The sequence below is a fragment of the Baumannia cicadellinicola str. Hc (Homalodisca coagulata) genome, assembly GCF_000013185.1.
Lineage (GTDB): Bacteria > Pseudomonadota > Gammaproteobacteria > Enterobacterales > Enterobacteriaceae > Baumannia > Baumannia cicadellinicola_E.
In genome coordinates, this window is sequence record NC_007984.1 from 63,037 (window position 1) to 84,139 (window position 21,103).

16 protein-coding genes and 1 pseudogene are annotated in these 21,103 nt (G+C 33.5%); 11 read left to right on the top strand and 6 right to left on the bottom strand.

Features of this window, described 5'->3' with window-relative positions; genetic code table 11:
* Window positions 1-334: 334 nt before the first annotated feature.
* Window positions 335-2,422: an oligopeptidase A gene (prlC, locus tag BCI_RS00270; RefSeq protein WP_011520265.1), complete on the top strand. Its 2,088-nt coding sequence runs from the start codon at window positions 335-337 to the stop codon at window positions 2,420-2,422.
* On the opposite strand, the gene pitA is transcribed toward prlC, so the two are convergent.
* Entirely contained in the window at window positions 2,419-3,936 is a 1,518-nt protein-coding gene (gene pitA / locus BCI_RS00275; RefSeq protein ID WP_041574876.1) for an inorganic phosphate transporter PitA, read from the bottom strand. The genes prlC and pitA overlap by 4 nt on opposite strands.
* Window positions 3,937-4,720: 784 nt before the next feature.
* Between pitA and ftsY the strand changes: the two are divergent.
* The 7 genes and pseudogenes from ftsY to hemD form a co-directional block, all read left to right on the top strand.
* A pseudogene (ftsY, locus tag BCI_RS00280) lies at window positions 4,721-5,620 on the top strand (signal recognition particle-docking protein FtsY); the annotation flags it as partial.
* 12 nt (window positions 5,621-5,632) lie between these two features.
* Window positions 5,633-6,274, top strand: coding sequence for a cell division ATP-binding protein FtsE (locus BCI_RS00285; protein ID WP_011520268.1), 642 nt, complete (start codon window positions 5,633-5,635; stop codon window positions 6,272-6,274).
* Window positions 6,275-6,293: 19 nt separating this feature from the next.
* Window positions 6,294-7,244, top strand: coding sequence for a permease-like cell division protein FtsX (ftsX, locus tag BCI_RS00290; RefSeq protein WP_011520269.1), 951 nt, complete (start codon window positions 6,294-6,296; stop codon window positions 7,242-7,244).
* A 62-nt stretch (window positions 7,245-7,306) separates the two neighbouring features.
* Window positions 7,307-8,167, top strand: a complete 861-nt coding sequence (gene rpoH, locus BCI_RS00295) for an RNA polymerase sigma factor RpoH (protein ID WP_011520270.1) — start codon at window positions 7,307-7,309, stop codon at window positions 8,165-8,167.
* A gap of 172 nt (window positions 8,168-8,339) precedes the next feature.
* The gene (fre, locus tag BCI_RS00300) at window positions 8,340-9,059 is read left to right on the top strand and encodes an NAD(P)H-flavin reductase (protein ID WP_011520271.1); all 720 of its coding nucleotides are present in this window, start codon (window positions 8,340-8,342) and stop codon (window positions 9,057-9,059) included.
* Between the two features lie 134 nt (window positions 9,060-9,193).
* Complete coding sequence (hemC, locus tag BCI_RS00305; RefSeq protein WP_011520272.1) at window positions 9,194-10,129, top strand: hydroxymethylbilane synthase; 936 nt, start codon at window positions 9,194-9,196, stop codon at window positions 10,127-10,129.
* Window positions 10,130-10,136: 7 nt separating this feature from the next.
* Window positions 10,137-10,877 (top strand): uroporphyrinogen-III synthase, encoded by a 741-nt coding sequence (gene hemD, locus BCI_RS00310; RefSeq protein ID WP_011520273.1) that lies wholly within the window; start codon window positions 10,137-10,139, stop codon window positions 10,875-10,877.
* Window positions 10,878-10,891: 14 nt separating this feature from the next.
* On the opposite strand, the gene lnt is transcribed toward hemD, so the two are convergent.
* From lnt to zipA, 5 genes are all read right to left on the bottom strand, one after another.
* Complete coding sequence (lnt, locus tag BCI_RS00315) at window positions 10,892-12,412, bottom strand: apolipoprotein N-acyltransferase (RefSeq protein ID WP_011520274.1); 1,521 nt, start codon at window positions 12,410-12,412, stop codon at window positions 10,892-10,894.
* 45 nt (window positions 12,413-12,457) lie between these two features.
* Window positions 12,458-12,925 (bottom strand): rRNA maturation RNase YbeY, encoded by a 468-nt coding sequence (gene ybeY / locus BCI_RS00320; protein WP_011520275.1) that lies wholly within the window; start codon window positions 12,923-12,925, stop codon window positions 12,458-12,460.
* 39 nt (window positions 12,926-12,964) lie between these two features.
* Window positions 12,965-14,320, bottom strand: coding sequence for a tRNA (N6-isopentenyl adenosine(37)-C2)-methylthiotransferase MiaB (miaB, locus tag BCI_RS00325; RefSeq protein ID WP_011520276.1), 1,356 nt, complete (start codon window positions 14,318-14,320; stop codon window positions 12,965-12,967).
* A gap of 187 nt (window positions 14,321-14,507) precedes the next feature.
* Window positions 14,508-16,523 carry an NAD-dependent DNA ligase LigA gene (gene ligA, locus BCI_RS00330; RefSeq protein ID WP_011520277.1) on the bottom strand — a complete coding sequence of 672 codons (2,016 nt, stop codon included), beginning with the start codon at window positions 16,521-16,523 and terminating at the stop codon, window positions 14,508-14,510.
* 63 nt (window positions 16,524-16,586) lie between these two features.
* Window positions 16,587-17,396: a cell division protein ZipA gene (gene zipA, locus BCI_RS03375; protein ID WP_011520278.1), complete on the bottom strand. Its 810-nt coding sequence runs from the start codon at window positions 17,394-17,396 to the stop codon at window positions 16,587-16,589.
* A gap of 235 nt (window positions 17,397-17,631) precedes the next feature.
* On the opposite strand from zipA, the gene cysK reads away from it, so the two are divergent.
* From cysK to ptsI, 3 genes are all read left to right on the top strand, one after another.
* Window positions 17,632-18,597 (top strand): cysteine synthase A, encoded by a 966-nt coding sequence (gene cysK, locus BCI_RS00340; protein WP_011520279.1) that lies wholly within the window; start codon window positions 17,632-17,634, stop codon window positions 18,595-18,597.
* Between the two features lie 173 nt (window positions 18,598-18,770).
* Window positions 18,771-19,028 carry a phosphocarrier protein Hpr gene (ptsH, locus tag BCI_RS00345; protein ID WP_011520280.1) on the top strand — a complete coding sequence of 86 codons (258 nt, stop codon included), beginning with the start codon at window positions 18,771-18,773 and terminating at the stop codon, window positions 19,026-19,028.
* 52 nt (window positions 19,029-19,080) lie between these two features.
* A complete protein-coding gene (gene ptsI / locus BCI_RS00350; RefSeq protein WP_011520281.1) occupies window positions 19,081-20,796 on the top strand; it encodes a phosphoenolpyruvate-protein phosphotransferase PtsI in 1,716 nt (571 codons plus the stop codon).
* The last annotated feature ends 307 nt before the right edge of the window (window positions 20,797-21,103 follow it).

Sequence of the window (21,103 nt, forward strand, 5' to 3'; positions counted from 1 at the left end):
TATTCCTTGTAATTTAGGAATAATAGTATTGAAGTTTAATTCTCAATAATTCATGGTGGTTTATAGCATTATTCTTCCCTAAAATAGTTACTATTTGGATATCTAACGGTAAAATATAGGCTAAGTGGTATCGCTAGCAAAAAGGTAAGATGTGTAGTATCATTAGTCTTGATTTTATTGCAAAAAAGAAAACTAAAGCTTGTTATGCTTAGTAAAGCTACTATGAACACAAATGTCAATGATGCTAGATATTAATTTCTTTCGATAATAAGAAATCTTATTAACTTGATTTTATTCGCTTTCTCTTAAAATACTAAATTAAAATATACCTACTATGAAGAACTATTGTTTTGTCCCGCCTTTATTACCTTTATTTTCTGTTATCAGTTCTGAAAATATAGTCCCGGCTGTTAAAGAAGCATTAGACTATTGCCGTAATACTATTGAGCAAGTAACAGGTAATCATTCTGTTGCTTTTAACTGGGAGAATCTTTGTCAGCGAATAGCAGATGCTGATAACTATTTAAGCCATGTTTGGTCGCCAGTTAATCATTTAAATGCAGTTAATAATAATCCTGAAATACGTGCTGCTTATGAAGAAAGTATAACGCTATTATCAGCATATAGCACTTGGGTAGGACAACATAAAGACCTATACAATGCTTATTGTAGTTTAAGTGATAGTGATGAATATAAAATGCTAAGCATAGCACAAAAACAGGCATTAGATAATACATTACGCTCTTTTAAGCTGTCTGGTATTAACCTTATAACAGAAAAACAGCAGCGTTACGGACAGATTATTGCTCGACTATCTAATTTAGAGTCAAATTATAGCAATAACGTACTAGATGCTACTATGGGATGGAATAAGCTGATTACGAATAAAGATCTGTTATCTGGAATACCAGATAGTGGACTAGCTGCTGCTCGTGCTAATGCTGAGTTACACGCACAGGAAGGTTGGTTACTTACCCTAGATATTCCTTGTTATCTATTAGTTATAACTTACTGTGATAATAGTATCTTACGTGAGGAATTATACCGAGCTTATAACACACGTGCATCAGATCAAGGACCAAATGCTGGCAAATGGGATAATGGACCTATAATACAAGAAATACTATCGTTACGCAATGAATTAGCAAATATTCTTGGATTTAATAATTATGCGGAACAATCCTTAGTTACTAAAATGGCAAGAGATCCTCAAGAAGTACTCGATTTTCTCCATAATCTCGCCAAACTTGCTTTTGCTCAGGGAGAACAAGAACTAGCACAGTTATGTAAATTTGCAAAAACCAAATTCAATCATGATAAATTAGAACCATGGGATATCGCTTATTATAGTGAAAAACAAAAACAAAGCTTATTTTCTATCAATGATGAACAATTACGTCCTTATTTTCCTGAATCACAGGTTCTGAGTGGTTTATTTGAAATAGTAAAACGTGTTTATGGTATCAGAATAGTAGAACGTAAAAATGTTGATGTTTGGCATTTAGATGTTCGCTTTTTTGATGTATTTGATGAACTAGGAGAACTACGTGGTAGTTTTTATTTAGACTTATATATTCGTGATAATAAACGTTCTGGTGCTTGGATGGATGAATGTATTAGTATGATGCGTAAAGCCGATGGTACGTTACAAAAACCAGTTGCTTATTTAACCTGTAATTTTCATCGTCCTGTTAATGGAAAACCTTCATTATTAACCCATAATGAAGTTACCACATTATTTCATGAATTTGGTCATGGCATACATCATATGCTAACTATCATAGAAACTCCAGGAGTATCTGGTATTAATGGGGTTCCTTGGGATGCAGTAGAGTTACCTAGTCAATTTATGGAAAATTTTTGCTGGCAACCTGAAGCATTACATTTAATTTCTGGCCATTATGAAACTAAGAAACCTTTACCAACAGCAATAATAAATAAATTATTAAAAGTAAAAAATTACCAAGCTGCATTAGGTTTATTACGTCAAGTAGAATTAAGTCTTTTTGATTTTTATATGCATTATCTGTTCCATCCTTCTGATGGAATAAACGTATTAGAAATACTAGCTAAAGTAAAAAAACAAGTATCAGTATTACCTAACGTTGAGTGGACACGCTTTCCAAATACTTTTAGCCATGTATTTTCTGGGGGTTATGCTGCTGGTTATTATAGCTATTTATGGGCCAATGTACTCGCTGCTGATGCTTGGTCGCGTCTAGAGGAGGAAGGAATTTTTAACCAAAAAACGGGTAAGTCTTTTATAGATAATATTCTTTCACGCGGGGGATCTGAAGATCCTATGGTGTTATTTACACGTTTTAGAGGGCGTAAACCACAGCTAGATGCTATGCTACGCCACTACGGTATTAGTAATATTAGTAATATAGATAAAGATATCAACTCTAATAAGTTAAGCTAAATAAATTTAATTATAAGCCTGTATATCCCACTGGCCAAGATAATAGTAACAGGTAGGGTTAAAATCCAGGCTATAATAATATTTTTAATAGTTTTGCTATGTATACCATTACCATCAACTAGCATGGTACCAGTAACTGCTGATGAAAGTACGTGGGTCGTAGATACCGGCATACCAGTATAGCTGGCGATACCAATGAATACTGCAGCGGTCATTTGTGCCGAAAGACCTTGTGCATAGGTCATATCTTTTTTACCTATTTTCTCACCAATAGTAGTTGCTACTCTACGCCAACCAACCATGGTGCCAAGAGCTAATGCAAAAGCTACTATTATAATGATCCACAATGGCGCATATTCCACAGTATATAATAAATCTTGTTGTAGATTTTTTAAAAAAAGTTGATCTATAGTTGGAGTTTCTTGTAATTGCGCTATTTGATTAGTTATGTCTGATAGACACATGAGTAATCGGCGTAAGTAAGAGCGTTGCTCAGAACTTAATTCGTCATATCTATTTAAATTACTCAGTAGTAGTGAAGCACTATGTATTGGCATTAATGCTTGTGAAAGCTCACAAGCAACTTCATGTAATATAGGTACCTCACTCTTATATCTCTTCCAAACCTTATTCGTCTGTTGTGGAAAAGGCATAACAACATTAGCTATATTGAAATTACATTGGTGCTGCGTATAGTACTGCTGTAAATGATGAACGGCATCACGGGTACGGCTAATATCATAGCTACTAGCATTCATATTGACTACAAAACCAGCCGGAGCTACCCCAATTAGAACTAGCATAATTAAGCCAATACCTTTTTGACCATCGTTAGCACCATGAGAAAAACTAACACCTGCAGCAGATAAAATAAGTGCAATACGAGTCCAAAATGGTGGCTTGCGTTTGCCGTCTTTTTTCTCCCTTTCTTTTGGTGTCATATGAATACGCCGGCGTTTTTTTGTATTGCTCCAATAGTACCTTAACAGAAAAACGATAGTTCCAGCTATTGTTAACCCTACTAAAGGTGAAATCAACAACGATAGGAATATTTCCATTAATTTGGGAAGATTTAGAGCTAGTACTATTGAATTATCTATAAGAAGCGCATTTGTTAGACTAATGCCAATTATCGATCCAATAAGAGTATGAAAACTAGAAGCTGGTAAGCCAAAATACCAAGTACCTAAATTCCAAATAATTGCAGCTAACAACATAGAAAAAATCATTGCTAATCCCTGTGCGGAACTTACATTAAGCAATAAATCAATCGGTAAAAGATGAACAATGGTATAAGCTACACTTAGACCACCCATTAACACGCCAAGGAAATTAAATAAACCAGACATAGCAACTGCTAATTGATAACGTAAGGCTCGAGTATAAATAACAGTAGCTATTGCATTCGCAGTATCATGAAAACCATTAATAGCCTCATAAAATAGTACTAATAATAAAAGTAAAAATAACATTATACCGGTATGGAAATCCATGCCGTCGAACAAATGTAGCATAGGAGAGGTGTGCAAGTAGTTGTTGGGACATGAACTGAGTGGTATTATCTGCGACAAGTATACTTATAGAAAAGAAAAATCTATTATTTTTTAAAAGATTTTCCTAAAAATTCTCTTCTATAGATCAGCTATACTTATCTTTGTATTATAAGAAAATTATTATTTCCTTGAGGAAATAAAATACTTAATGTTAATTATAGATGGTTTTAATTCGGCAAATAAAATTTTATATAGGTCTACGTTGTCCTGATATTTTTATGATGTTACGTAAAATATACTTAACATGCAAGAAGTACAATTTCTGCGGATGATCCATTAGCAAGATGCGAGATTCCATCTTGCTGTTATTTGATGGAATATATCTTTTTCACACAAGCAACACAACAGCTACCTTACTATTACCGTTTACGTAATAGCAATAATTAACAGACAGCAACATAGAAGCTAGATATAGATTGCGACAATTTGATAAATTTCACAGAAAGAATAGTCTTTATTTACCTGCTTTTTTATCTTCTCATTTGCTTTTGTATATACTTATAAGTAAGTGATAATATCTCAATATATAGTTCAATGTATGTATAACTAAATATAACTAGGTTAGGTAAGGATTGAGCATATGGGCTCTGATGGTAACGATCACAAAAGCAATATAAATCTCGATAAATCTGATGGGATAAATAATCAGTTAACTAGTATAGAAACAAATTATGCTACTCCTAATACTGTATCTATAAATCAACAATATCATAATCAGAATAATAAAGTTCGTGATGGATGGTTATCTAAGCTAAAACGTAGTTTAGTAAATACTAGTCATCATTTCAGCTCTGGACTAATGAGATTATTTTCTAGTACCAAAATTGATAACCATCTATTTGATCAAATCGAAACTCAACTTTTAATGGCAGATGTAGGCTTCGAAACTACAAAAAAAATCCTCGATAGTCTTATTACATATGTAGATCATAATAAAATAAAAAATACTGATGCACTGTATAGTAAATTACGCGCAGATATGACTGCTATTCTATCATTAGTTAATAAACCACTAGTAATAGAAAACAAAAAACCGTTTATTATTCTTATGGTAGGTGTCAATGGTGCAGGTAAAACTACTACTATTGGTAAAATAGCTCATCAATATCAGGTAGAAAAAAAAAGCGTAATGTTAGCTGCAGGCGATACATTCCGTGCAGCTGCTGTTGAACAGTTACAAGCATGGGGTGAACTTAATAATATTCCCGTAGTGGCACAGCACACTGGCGCTGATTCTGCATCTGTTATTTTTGATTCTATTCAGTCGGCTAAAGCACGTGGTATTGATGTTTTAATTGCTGATACATCTGGTAGATTACAAAATAACGTTTCTCTCATGGAAGAGCTGAAAAAAATAGTACGAGTAATGAAAAAAATTGATATTGAGGCACCACATGAGGTTATGTTAACTATTGATGCTGGTACAGGACAAAATGCAGTTCAACAAGCATTATTATTTAATAAAACAATCAAAATTACAGGTATTACTTTAACAAAATTAGATGGCACAGCTAAAGGCGGAGTAATTTTTGCTATTGCTGATCAATTTAAGATACCAATTCGATATATAAGTATTGGAGAAAGGATTAGTGATTTACGTGCCTTTAATTCTAATATTTTTGTTGAAGCAATTTTTTCCCTATAGGAATAAAATCATATGATTTGTTTTCAACAAGTCAGTAAAAGCTATCTTATTGGAAGGCAAGTTATTCAAAGCATGAATTTTCATATTCGTTCTTCTGAAATAGTTATTATTAACGGTAATTCTGGTTCAGGAAAAAGTACATTATTAAAATTAATATGTGGCCTTGAACGTCCAAATTCTGGGGATATATTTTTTTGTGGTAAAAATATTACCCAAATTAAACATAGTGAAGTATCTTTGTTAAGGCGTCAAATGGGGATAATTTTTCCAGATAATCCTCTATTGCTAAATCGCACGGTATATGAGAATGTAGCAATACCACTAGTAATAACTGGCGCTAGTATTAAGAATATCCGTCGTAGAATATCAGCTGCGTTAGATAAAGTAAGCTTACTGGATAAAGCTGATAATTTTATTATGCAGTTATCTAATAGTGAAAAACATCGAGTATGTATTGCTCGAGCTATAGTTAACAAGCCGGTAGTTTTACTAGCAGATGAACCAACACGCAATTTAGATGATGTTTTATCTAATAGTATCCTACGTTTATTCGAAGAATTTAATCGATTTGGAGTTACTATTATAATAGCTACACATAATATGAAACTAATAAGCGGGAAATATGATCGCATTATAAATCTTCAGCAAGGATAAATCGACTAATAATAGATATATGGAGAATTATCAATTAAACCAACATCAGACAAAAGCTGATTCTTGGAAAGAACAATTACGTTATGCTTGGTTAAACACACTGATAGACATGTGGCGTAAGCCAATAACAACTTTATTAATTATAATCATAATAGCAATTTCATTAACATTACCTAGCTTATATTACTTAATATGGAAAAATATTAATCAGATAGYTAAACAGTGCTATCCTACACCACAATTCACTGTGTATCTTGATAATATACTTGATGAAGATGCTGCTATGAAGCTAATAGATATGCTAAAACAAGAACCTTATGTGGATCAGGTAAGTTATTTATCTAAAACCGAAGCTATGGAAGAATTGCGTAATTGGTCTGGTTTTAGCAGTGCTATCAATCTTCTAGAGGATAATCCATTACCTRTAGTCGTAACTATTATACCTAAAAGAAATATTAAGAGTAATGAAAAATTATATCAGCTACGAGATCAATTAGCTAGATATAAAGGCATTGATGAAGTACAGATGGAAGATAGCTGGTTATCGCGTATTGATGCAATAATTAGCCTAGTCAGGCTATTATTAACGATAATTTTTATTTTCATAATGATAACTGTTATTTTAGTTATTAACTATAGCATCCATCTTAGTATTTTGAATCAACGTGATAAGATTAATGTAATGAAGTTTATCGGTGCAGCTGATAACTTTATCTTATGGCATTTTTTGAAACATGGGGCATTACTTGGAATATATGGTGTATTATTATCTATAATTTTTTCTAAAACTCTAGAGTTGCTATTAAAGTTCGCGGTTACTAAAGTTGCTACTGTGTTTGGAATTAACTTTATACTATATGGTCTTAGTTGGGATGAAATAGTTTTAATCTTTTTACTATCCATAATGATAGGTTGGATTGCTGCCTGGTTTACTACCAGACCATATTTGCGCAATATAACACCGTTGTAACATTACGGAAATTTTCTATACCTAATTAACTACTACCTAAAATATATTGCTAGAGGTATTGAATGATTAAAGATAGGTCTGTTTTAGTTATAATTGATAAAAAAGGTAGTCTAGAAGACTATGTGAAAGCAGCTAATGCTTATCCAATGCTTACAGCAGAAGAAGAACTTAAATTAGCTGAGAAACTACATTATCAAGGTGATATAGAAGCAGCTAAGTTACTCATATTATCCCACCTACGTTTTGTTATTAACATTGCACGTACCTATTCAGGTTATAATTTACCTCAAGCGGACTTAATTCAAGAAGGTAATATTGGTCTAATGAAAGCGGTTAGAAAATTTAACCCAGAAGTTGGGGTACGCCTAGTATCTTTTGCTGTACACTGGATTAAAGCAGAAATACATGAATATGTATTACGTAACTGGCGTATTGTTAAGGTTGCTACTACTAAAGCACAACGTAGATTATTCTTTAATCTACGTAAAATTAAGCAGCGTTTAGGCTGGTTTAATCAGGAAGAAGTAGAAATGGTTGCTAAAGAGCTAGGAGTAACCAGTAAGGATGTTCGTGAGATGGAATCTCGCATGGCAGCACAGGATATTGCTTTTGATCCTATACCTAATGATGAAGTACCAGATAAGCTTTTGATGGCACCAATACTTTATTTACAAGATAAAGGTTCTGATTTTGCAGATCGCATTGAAGAACAAAACTGGGAGTATCATGCAGCAGATAAGCTAAATATTGCGCTAGATAAACTAGATGAACGTAGCAAAAATATTATTGCTGCTCGTTGGTTGGATAACAAAAAGAGTACTTTGCAAGATTTAGCTAATAAGTACGGTGTATCAGCAGAGCGAATTCGTCAATTAGAAAAGAACGCTATGAAAAAAATACGCATGGCTATTGAAGCACAATAATTTGAAGAATTCCTAAGATAGCTGTAAGTAATAGTATTGAATGTTAATTTAAAAATTTTACTACTAAGCTAGTACCTGTAGCTCTTCTATCAAGTTAAATAACCAAATATTTCATAAAAAATATTATCTATCGAATTATAACTGAATATGCTAATTTTACTAGAGAGTAGATATGATAACACTAACCTGTAAGGTATTATCTATAGATGAAATTACACCAAATATTTACCGCATTCTGCTAATACCAGAGGTAACTTGTAATTTTCGTGCTGGTCAATATCTTATGATTATCATAAATGAACAAAAGAAAATACCATTTTCTATAGCTTCTACTCCGAGAGAAACAAACTGTATTGAACTACATATTAGTGCTTCTGTTTCTAAACGACATTTATGTGCAATGACAGTTATAAACTTTCTCTTAAAAAATAGTAAAATTGTAGTTGAAATGCCGCAGGGAACAGCTTGGTTACGTGATGATACGAAACGTCCTATTATGTTAATTGCTTCTGGTACTGGATTTGCATACGCACGTTCTATTCTCTTAACTGTGCTAAAGCAGCAACCACATCGTATGGTAGTAATTTATAGTGGTGGTAGAACAAAAAACAATTTATATTATTTAAGTGAATTAGAAAATTTGTTACTACAATATTCCCAATTAACAGCTGTTCCTGTAATAGAACTACCTGATGAAAACTGGACAGGTAGAACTGGATCGGTATTAAGTGCCGTTATGCAAGACTATAATAACTTAGAAATGTATGATATTTATATGGCTGGTAGTATTAAAATGGTCAAGTCGGCTTGTGAACTTTTTTGTACCAAGCGTCATGCGCATATCGATCATATTTTTAGCGATGCTTTAACTTTTCTCCGTGATCAAAGTTAATAGAACAGTTCTAGTATATTTTGCTCAACTACTTCTTCTAGAAAAGAAATTTATAGCTAAGATTATTAGTAACAATATCTATTACATTATTATCTAACTTCATTAACTATTTTAGTTAAGTTACTAACTATTTTATGCTTAATAACATATTGAAAATTGCAACCCGTCAAAGCCCGCTTGCAATTTGGCAAGCTAACTATGTGCGTAATCAACTGTTATCCTTTTATCCAACTTTGTTAATAGAATTAGTACCAATAGTTACTAGCGGTGATCTGATTCTAGATAAGCCGCTAATGAAAGCCGGAGGAAAAAGACTATTTATTAAGGAACTAGAACAAGCAATGCTAGAACGTCGCGCTGATATAGCAGTTCATTCCATGAAGGATATAACAATATCTTTTCCAGAAGGTATAGGATTAGCTGTACTATGTGCACGAGAAGACCCACGTGACGCTTTTATTAGCACACATTATGCTAGTATAGATCTGCTACCAACTGGTGCAGTTGTCGGGACTTCTAGCATGCGTCGACAATGCCAACTACGTGAACGTCGTCCTGATTTGGTTATGCGTGATCTACGCGGTAATATTGGTACTAGGCTAGAAAAATTAGATAAAGGTGAATATGATGCATTAATTTTAGCAGCAGCTGGACTTAAACGTCTAGATTTAGCACATCGTATTCGTATGATAATCGATCCGACTGAATTATTACCTGCAGTTGGTCAGGGCGTAATTGGTATTGAATATCGACTAGAGGATACACATATACTCTCTATTTTAGCCCCGTTACATCATAGTGCTACTGCTTTAAGAGTAAGTGCTGAACGTGCTATGAATGCTAAGCTTGCAGGTGGATGTCAAGTACCTATTGGTAGTTATGCTGAAATTGAGGGAGACCAAATATGGTTACGTGCTCTAGTTGGTTCACCAGATGGTTCTCTTATTATACGTAGCGAAGGAAGAGCACCTCTATCTCAAGCCGAAATACTTGGCCAAAGTATAGCTAATGATCTTCTATACCGAGGAGCAGAGAGCATTCTTTGTCGTGCTTTTCAAGTTGATTCATGAGTGATGTATGAGTATCTTAGTTACACGACCTTCTCCTGCGGGGGAGAAGCTCGTAGAGAAACTACGCGCTTATGGTAAATTAGCCTGGCATCTACCGCTTATTCGCTTTTTACCTGGTATGGATCTCCCTATGTTAGGAAGACATTTTATGGCTCTTTGTCAAGATGATTTGCTGTTTATTTTATCACAACATGCTATTGTATATGCTCATTCTTGGTTACTACAGCAAAGTATTAATTGGCCGGCAAGACTACGATATTTCACTGTTGGTAGTACTAGCGGATTACTATTACATCAGTTTAGTGGTTTACCGGTAAACTATCCACACCAATGTGAAACTAGCGAAGGATTACTAAATTTACCTTCTCTTGCTTCTATCGATGGGCGGCGTGCGCTAATATTACGTGGTAATGGAGGAAGAAAAATACTAAAACAAACGCTCCTACAGCGAGGAGTAAAAGTGGAAGATTGTGAATGTTATCGTCGATACCCTATTCCTTATGATGGGAATGAACAAGGTCGTCGCTTACTATCGCTTGGGATAAATACATTAGTAATCACTAGTGGTGAAATGTTGCAACAATTCTATACTTTAATCCCCAAAAGTTATCACTATTTTTTACTAATCCAATGTAGATTAATAGTAGTAAGTGAACGTTTAGCTATCCTTGCTCATAAATTAGGCTGGCAAGATATTATCATCGTTAATATTACAGATCATGATGCTTTAATGCGCGTATTACGGTAAAAATATTTAACGATTTATTGACGTCCTAAAATAAGAGCGCTTAATCCCATGATGATATTAATCATCCAAAGCAAAAAATAACCTCCACGAACGTAAGGAGTAATACCATGAGTTGGTGTAACCATAACATTAAGTACTTGACGGGTAAACTGTGGTAACTGAGCTTGTATTGTACCATCAGCGTTTACTACTGCTGTAATACCATTATTAGTACTATGTAATAATGGTCTACCTAACTCTAGTGAGCGCATACGAGCCATCTGGAAATGTTGCCATGGACCAATAGAATCACCAAACCAGGCATCATTAGAAATAGTTAGCAAAAAATCAGCATCAGAATGAAAATTCTCTCTAACCTGACTACCAATAATTATCTCATAACATACAGTAGCTATAATTTTCATCCCTGCTACGAATAATGGCGGTTGTAGATAATTTCCCTGATTCAAAGATGAAATAGGCAAATTACATAATTTTACTAATGGTAATAATATAGATGGTAATGGTATTCTTTCACCAAATGGTACTAGATGGTATTTATTATACCGGTTATTGCTAGCATATTTATAGGGAATAGCTTCCCCTAATACTATTATGCTATTATAGTATTGGTTACTATCTAAAGATGGACGATTATCAATAATACCAGTAATTAGGCTAGTATTTTGTTGTCGTAATTGTTGGTCTAGTTTCACTAGGAAATTATTTTGATTACTCTCATAAGCAGGAATAGCGGATTCTGGCCAAATAACAATTTGTGCTTGGCCAAGTAAAGCTTGAGTATACTCTAAATAAATATTTTTTATTTGTTGTATTTGATTGATATCCCAATCTATAGATTGAGTGATATTGCCTTGTACTAATGCTACTTTTATAGAACTTTGCTCCTTTGGTTGATACCAGTGTAAGAAAGATAACGGCCAGAAGAACAATAATAAAGTTATTGCCCAGAGTGCATGTAGCATACGCTTATTTGATATGGCGCTTGTAATTAGTCCACTAATGATAACTAGCAAGAAAGTAATAGCTTCAACACCTAATATTGGTGCTAAACCCTTTAATGGACCGTCTATTTGACTATATCCAAACTGTAGCCAGGGAAATCCCGTAAGTACCCAACCGCGTAGAAATTCAGTTAAAGACCATAAAACTGGTGCACTAACTGTTAGCCGCCATAAACTATTTTGTGGCCATAATTTTACTAATAAACTAGTAAATAACATTGGATAAAGTGCTAGATAGCTTGATACTAAGACTACTAGCGCTATATTTACTAAATAGTGCATATCACCGAACTGAGCAATACTAATATAAATCCATTTAATACCTGTACCAAATAGACTAATACCCCATATTAAACCAAGGAATGCTGCCTGTCGTACACTACAATTCAGTGTAATTAATAGTAAACCAGTTAAGGAAAAAATAGCAGCTGGCCAAATATTATACGGAGCAAAAGCTAAGGTACCACTTGCACCTGTAATTATTGCCAGAACTAGGGTCCAGTATTTTTTTAAAAGTAAAAGAAATAACATAGTGATGTTATGCTTGGTTTTATAGAGAAACTATTCGTTAATTAGTTAGCTTATTTCAGTTTCATAAGGATTTAAATAACCAAGCTTGTGCATTATTTTAGTTTCTAGATACTCCATTTTTTTTGCATTTTGCTCTATAAAATGATCATATCCTAATAGATGTAGTGATCCATGAATCACCATATGTGCCCAATAAGCTTCAAGTATTTTATTTTGCTCCTGTGCTTCTCGTTCCACTACTTGCCGGCAAATAATAATATCTCCTAGTAATACTAGTTTTACTGGCGATGGAGCCTTAAAAGGAAAAGAAAGCACATTAGTAGAATGATTTTGTCCTCGATAAATCTTATTTAAATTATAACTTTCTGCTTCATCTACTAGACGAATTGTTACTTCGGCTTTTTTGCGAAATAATGGTAATACCATATATAACCAATACATAAACAGATCTTCCGATGGTAAATTACACCGGTGATCACAAGCTACTTGTAAATCTAAAATAATTTTACTCATTAATGGTTTATCTTTGATAGAATTTAGCATCCATTTTATTTACGCCGAAAGCGTATATTTTTTTTCTTGATTAGATATCAATTCGCCTCGTAATGAGTTCGAATAAACATCGATGATTTCCACATTAACGAATTGTCCTATCATACCATTATTGCCAATAAAATTGACCACACGATTGTTTTCAGTTCGACCTGATAGATGCATTATATTTTTACGTGAAGTACCTTCTACTAAAATACATTGGACTGTACCTTTCATAGCTTGGCTAAATTTCATAGCTTGTTTCCGAATACATTCTTGCAGAATATATAGCCGTTGCTTTTTTTCGTCCTGACTAACTATGTCAACCATATTAGCCGCTGGTGTACCTGGACGTGGAGAGTAAATAAAGCTAAAACTCATATCAAAATTTACTTCTGATATAAGATTCATTGTTTGCCTGAAATCTTCCTCTGTTTCGCCTGGAAAACCAACAATAAAATCTGAACTAATTTGTATTGACGGTCTCACTGCATATAATTTACGTATAATAGACTTATATTCTAGTACAGTATGACCACGTTTCATCAAAGCTAAAATACGGTCTGAACCACTTTGTACTGGAAGATGAACGAAGCTTACTAGTTCCGGAGTATCTCGGTAAACATCAATAAGATCATCGGTAAATTCAATTGGATGACTAGTGGTAAAACGTATACGATCAATACCATTGATAGCTGCTACCAGCCGCAATAATTCTGCAAATGTGCAAGTTCCTCCACCGTATCGCGTACCACGATAGGCGTTAACATTTTGTCCTAATAGATGTATTTCACGAACATTCTGATCTGCGAGATTATTAATCTCTAATAAAATATCTTCGCATGGCCTGCTTACTTCAATCCCACGAGTATAAGGTACTACACAATAGCTACAGTATTTGTCACAACCTTCTATAATGGAAACAAAAGCTGTTGGACCTTTTGCCTGAGGTTTAGGCATACAATCAAATTTTTCTATTTCAGGGAAACTAATATCTATAACTGGACTACGAGTAATACGTACATGATTAATCATCTCTGGTAGACGATGTAAAGTCTGTGGTCCAAAGATAATGTCTACATAATTCGCACGTTCGCGTATATTAGATCCTTCTTGCGAAGCTACACAACCTCCGACACCAATAATTAAATTAGGATTAATTTTTTTTAATCTTCGCCAACGACCTAATTGGTGGAATAATTTTTCCTGAGCTTTTTCACGAATTGAACAGGTATTGAGCAATAGAATATCAGCTTCTTCGGCTATATCTGTTAATTGATACTTATGGGTATTCTTTAATAAGTCAACTATTTTGGATGAATCATACTGATTCATCTGGCAACCATAGGTTTTTATATGTAATTTAAGGTTCATCGTTTATCAGTAGATCGTCAAAAAACTTATAGTAAGTTCGGAATAAATAGATAATAAAATACGATCCCAAATCATATTTGGTTTTAATCATTATTATATTTAGGGACTAAATATAACTTAATTATGTTGTTTATGCATAATTATAATGATCTTCACTATAATTTACTAGCTATTAATTAATATTGTATTAACGTATACCTAAAATTTGATAGAATTCAGCTTCTTCTATAATCTTAATCTGAAGTTGTTTAGCTTTAGTTAGCTTAAAACCAGTATTTTTGCCCGCGATTAATAAATCTATTTTAGAAGATACGCTACTACGAATCCTTGCTCCTAATGCTATTAGCATATCGATTGCTTCTTCCCTTGATAAGAAGGCTAAAGTACCAGTAAACACTATATTTTTACCAGAAAAATAATTATTTTTCTCTAGCGTAGATAAAAATTTAATTCCAATTTTAGGACTGCATAATTCTTCTATTATAGCGATATTATGTTTATTATGGAAAAAGTTAAGTACGTTAGTAGCTACAATAATTCCTATATCTTGAATTTTAGTTAATGATTCAATATCTGCTGCCATCAAAGCATCGATATGTTTATAATAATCGGCTAAATAAGCAGCTTTTGTCTCCCCTATTTCGCGAATACCTATTGCATACAGAAAACGTGCAAAAGTAGTTTTTTTCGCATACTCGATAGCATCGAGTAACTTTTTTGTTTTTTTTTGCCCCATATTTTTTAAACAAGTTAATTGATCTTGATTTAGTCGGAATAAATCAACTGGGTTTTGTATTATTTTTAGATCTACTAATTGATCTATGATTTTCCCGCCCATACCGTAGATATTCATGGCGCGGCGAGAAACAAAGTGTTTCAGTGCTTCCTTGAGTTGTGCACTGCAGATCATACCTGCGGTGCAAATAATAGTTTTTTCTTTGTTATTTTGTTTAACTTTAGAGCCACATACCGGACAGTATAGAGGATATAAAACGGGACTAGTTTTTATGGATCTTTTTGAGACTACTACATTAACAATCTGAGGTATAATATTACCAGCAAGACGAATTACAACTGTATCACCGATCCTTAATCCTAGGCGTTTAATTTCAGCAAAACTATGTAAACTAGCATTACTAATATAAGCACCAGAGATATAAACAGGTTTTAATCTTGCTACTGGTGTAATAATTCCAGTACGACCTACCTGAAAATCTATATTTTGTATTTCAGTTAGTTGTTCATTAGCAGGTAATTTATAAGCAATAGCCCAGCGTGGAGCACGAGCAACAAAACCTAGTTGCTGTTGTTGCACTAAAGCATTTACCTTAATTACGATACCATCGATGTTAAAACCTAGTTTTGATCTAACCTTAGATACATAACTATAAAAATCAAGAACTTCTTGATGACCAACACAATATCGTCGGTAATTACTTACAGGTAAGCCCCATATTTTAAATTGCTGTAATAATTCCAAATGAGCGGCTGGTATTTTCTTGCTATCTATTCGTCCTACTCCATAGCAAAAAAAACTTAGTAGTCTTGTTGCGGTAATAGATGGATCTACTTGTCGTAGTGATCCGGCAGCTGCGTTACGAGGATTAGCAAATCTTTTACTTTTATTTTTTTTTGCTGTTTCATTTAAATGTCGGAAAGCATCTTCAGACATAATAACTTCGCCACGAATTTCAATTAATCGTGGAATATGACCATCATCTTTTAATTGTAACGGAATACTACATATAGTACGGATATTATCCGTTACATCCTCACCTATATGACCATCCCCACGAGTTGCTGCTCTTATTAATTTACCATGCTTATAGAGCAAACTAACTGCTATTCCATCAAACTTAAGTTCACAGCAATAGGTAAGGTAGTTATTACCATATTGAAGTCTATTACGTATTCGACGATCGAAAGCTAGGAAACTAGTATCGTTAAATATGTGATCTAGTGATAGCATTGGAACTTCATGGATTACCTTACGGAACTTACTTTGTGCCTTATAACCAATATGTTGTGTAGGAGAATCTGCAGTTTTTAGATCTGGCCATTGTCTTTCTAGTTCGCGCAGTTTCATCATTAACCAATCATATTCTACATCAGATACTTCTGGAGCATCTTTTGCATAATATAAAAAATTCCAATAACGCAGCTGTTGACGTAATTGCTCTATGTATTGTTCTATTTGTTTCATAGATAAAAACTACTCACCACAAATATTTATATAATTTAAGAAGATCAACTATTTAACTAAACGTCAAGTACTCTTATTAGCACTTAGTACATGACGAATACGGGCTTTATATATATCTAATTTTTGTGGAGTTAACATATGATGCTCTTCATCTAACACAACACCACCGCAATTATCGGCAATCTGCTGAGCTGCTTGTAACATTAGTTTAAAGTTGTGATTAGCATCACCATATGATGGAATTATCATGAACATAGATACTCCAGGAGTAGTAAAAGTTGCTATGTTCTTCGAATTAAACCTAAACCAACCTGGCTTAATCATATTTGCTAAACTAAATAGTACTGGCCCACTGCCAGTAGGATTAAGATGACGATGAAAGATATTCATCTCACCAAATTGTAAGCCAGTCTGCAAAAGACTTTGCCATAAGCTATCTCCGTAAAGAACGGTGCCATTATAGGCTGCCACATGTAGCACGAGAACTATTTCTTTGGGGTTATTTAGTGGAATATGTTTATGCGCAGAAATATTATCACATGCTAAATTATTAGATGGTATTATGTATGAGTCTGCTTCTCTTTTACTTAGTAATGGATCATACTCAATGTCGTTATTTTCAAACAAATCATTTTTATAAATATGACTAACAGCTATATTTTCTTTATGATCTGATAACAATGGTTGACTAATAAATTTATTTTTTAATTGATTGAATCGAACTTTACAAAAAGTAACCGTACGATCCCAATAGCTATTCAATAAACCATATAATAAAAGAATTATTACAGTTAATATTCCTATACAAATTAATATTTGACGCCCATATTGCATTGTTACTATCTCAGTTGTTAGATTCGGTCTCACTACCATAGTAGTAATAAATTAGTTACATTAGGATTTTATCCTACATATTATTTATATTTTGTTGCTAATTTAGTAGTAACGCTAATTAGTCAATACTAATGTAGTCAATACTACTATTAAAAACTTATATCTTAATTATATATCGATATATTATTATTTTACTTTTACATAGAAACTGAAAGTGTATACTTTTTAATCAGTCTTTCTCATATCCTGATTAAAACTATAGGACTTACTGGCTATGGGCAACATTTACGAAGATAATTCACGGACAATAGGTAATACCCCGTTAGTTCGTTTAAACCGTATTGGTAATGGTCGTATTTTAGCTAAAGTTGAATACCGCAACCCTAGCTGCAGTGTTAAATGTCGCATAGGTGCTAATATGATCTGGGATGCTGAGAAACGCGGTATACTCAAACCTGGTATTCAGTTAGTCGAACCAACTAGTGGCAATACCGGTATTGCACTCGCATATGTAGCAGCAGCACGTCAATATAAACTAACTTTAACTATGCCAGAAACCATGAGTATTGAGCGTCGCAAACTATTGAAAGCCTTAGGGGCTAATTTAGTGCTAACAAACGGTAAAAAAGGAATGAAAGGTGCAATTAATAAAGCTGAAGAAATTGTTTTTAATGATCCAAAACGTTATCTAATGTTACAGCAATTTAGCAATCCTGCTAATCCACAAATTCACGAGTATACTACTGGTCCTGAAATATGGGCTGATACTGATGGAAAAGTTGATATTTTTATTGCTGGTGTTGGTACTGGCGGTACTATTACTGGTGTAGCTCGTTATCTTAAGCGCACGAGGAACAAGAATATTATTGCAGTAGCAGTAGAACCTAGTGATTCACCGGTGATTAGTCAAACACTTGCCGGCGAAGAACTTACACCAGGACCACATAAAATTCAGGGTATTGGTGCAGGTTTTATTCCCGATAACTTAGATCTAAGTATAATTGATCGCGTAGAAAAAATAACTAATCAGAAAGCAATGAGCACCGCACGACGTTTAATGGAAGAAGAAGGTATACTAGCTGGTATTTCTTCTGGAGCGGCTGTAGCGGCAGCACTTAAATTACAAGAAGAAAAAGCTTTAGCTAATAAAAATATCGTTGTAATCTTACCCTCATCAGGTGAAAGATATCTTAGTACCTCTCTATTTGCAGATCTACTTATTTCTACTGCAGTTCAATAAAAATGACTAAGCTATAGCTTAAAGCACCCATTAGGGTGTTTTTTTATAGTTGATATGTTAATTTTATGTAGAAAAAGAAAATAAGAATGATTTTAAGAGCTATGACGAAACTAGTTCTAATCTAGATCTTTCACAATAAACTCCACTCTCATCTAATAAGTTGGGGAAAGAAAATGTACCAACAAGAAGTTATGATTACCGCTCCCAACGGTTTACATACCAGACCAGCTACTCAGTTTGTGAAGAAAGCAAAAAGCTTTCAATCTGAAATTACCGTAACCTTAAATGGTAAAAGCGTTAGCGCTAAAAGCCTGTTTAAACTACAAACTCTAGGTCTAACACAGGGCACTATGATTACTATTGCTGCTCAAGGTGAAGACGAACAAAAAGCCGTAGAATATTTAGTTAAACTAATGGCTGAGCTTGTATAAGAAAAAAAATAGTCACTATTGTGTGTAACTAATTAGGTTTAGTAGGTAAGTTATGATCTCAGGTATATTAGCATCACCGGGTATTGCTTTTGGTAAAGCGCTACTGTTAAAAGAAGATGATATTGTCATCAACCACAAAAAAATTACCAATAATCAGGTAAAACAAGAAATAGAACGTTTTTTTATAGCACGTGCCAAAGCTTCAGTACAGTTAGAAGCTATTAAAAATAGAGTAGGTATTACCTTTGGCAAAGAACAAGAAGCAATCTTTGAAGGACATCTTTCATTATTAGAAGATGAAGAACTTGAGCATGATATCATTACTATGATAAAGACCGATCTTGTTAGCGCTGATGCTGCTGTATATTCAGTGATTGAGACCCAAGCTCAGGCATTAGAAAAGCTAAAGGATGAATACCTTAAAGAACGTGTAACTGATGTACGTGATATCGGTAAGCGTTTGTTACGTAATATCCTTAATATCCCAATTATTGATTTGAGTACTCTTAACCAAGAGGTCATATTAGTAGCTGTAGATATTACACCATCAGAAACTGCACAGCTAAACTTAGATAAGGTATTAGGTTTGATCACCGATCTTGGTGGACAAACATCACATACTTCTATTATGGCTCGTTCATTAGAAATACCAGCAATAGTTGGTACTACTAATATTACTACAATAGTAAAAAGTGGTGATAATCTGATTCTTGATGCAATCAATAATAAAATTTATATTAATCCTGATAAAATCATTATTCAACAATTAAAACAATTGCAAAGCAAGCATATTACTGAGAAAAAAGAGTTAGCTAGGATTAAAGATCTACCAGCAATTACTATCGACGGACATCAAGTAGAACTTGGTGCTAATATTGGAACGATACGTGAATTTACTAGTGCAGAGCATAATGGTGCAGAAGGGATTGGTCTTTATCGTACTGAGTACTTATTTATGAATCGTGATTCACTTCCAAGTGAAGAAGAACAATTCATAATTTATAAAACAGTCGTACAGTCAATACCTACTACTAGTTCTGTGATAGCACGTACTCTAGATATAGGTGGCGATAAAAACCTATCTTATATGTATTTACCAAAAGAAGAAAACCCATTCTTAGGTTGGAGAGCAATCCGTATTAGCCTTGATCGTCGTGAAATATTACATACTCAGCTGCGTGCTATTTTGCGCGCTTCTGCATTTGGTAAGTTAAATATTATGTATCCAATGATTATTTCTGTAGAAGAAGTGCGTACTTTAAAAGACGAGCTAGATATGTTAAAAAAACAATTGCATGAAGAAAATAAAAAGTTTGATGAAAATATTAAAGTTGGTATCATGGTAGAAACGCCTGCTGCTGCTCTAATTGCAAATCATTTATCCAAAGAAGTAGATTTTTTTAGTATTGGGACCAATGATCTAACACAATATACTCTTGCAGTTGATCGTAGCAATAAGTTAATTTCTCATCTTTATAATCCTTTTTCTCCGGCTGTATTAAAGCTAATTAAGATAGTTATCGATGCATCTCATTCCGAAGGAAAATGGACCGGTATGTGTGGTGAACTAGCAGGAGATGAACGTGCTACATTATTATTATTAGGTATGGGACTAGATAAATTTAGTATGAGTGCTATTTCTATTCCACGGATAAAAAAAATTATACGTCATAATAGTTTTGCTGATGCTAAGTTATTAGCTGAAGAAGCATTAACCCAACCAACGGCAGAAGACGTAATTAATTTAGTCCATAATTTTCGTTGCTAAAATACTTAAATAATATTTTTAGTACTAGTTGTATGAAGCTCTATCCATTAGATAGTTAATCAAATGGTATTTATAAGAACAACTAACTGATATTTTTTAATTAAGTTACTGGATTAAAAAATATCAGTTAGTTTATTTAATAAAAAATTATATTGCTTTGAAACAGCACTAAGTATTAGTTATAACTAGTTATCATATAATTAATCTTTTACTGATCAAAGATATTCGCTTATTTTCAACATTACTGAGTAGTAAATTATGACGAACCAATTAAGAGCAATTAAATACATATATACTATTAGTATTT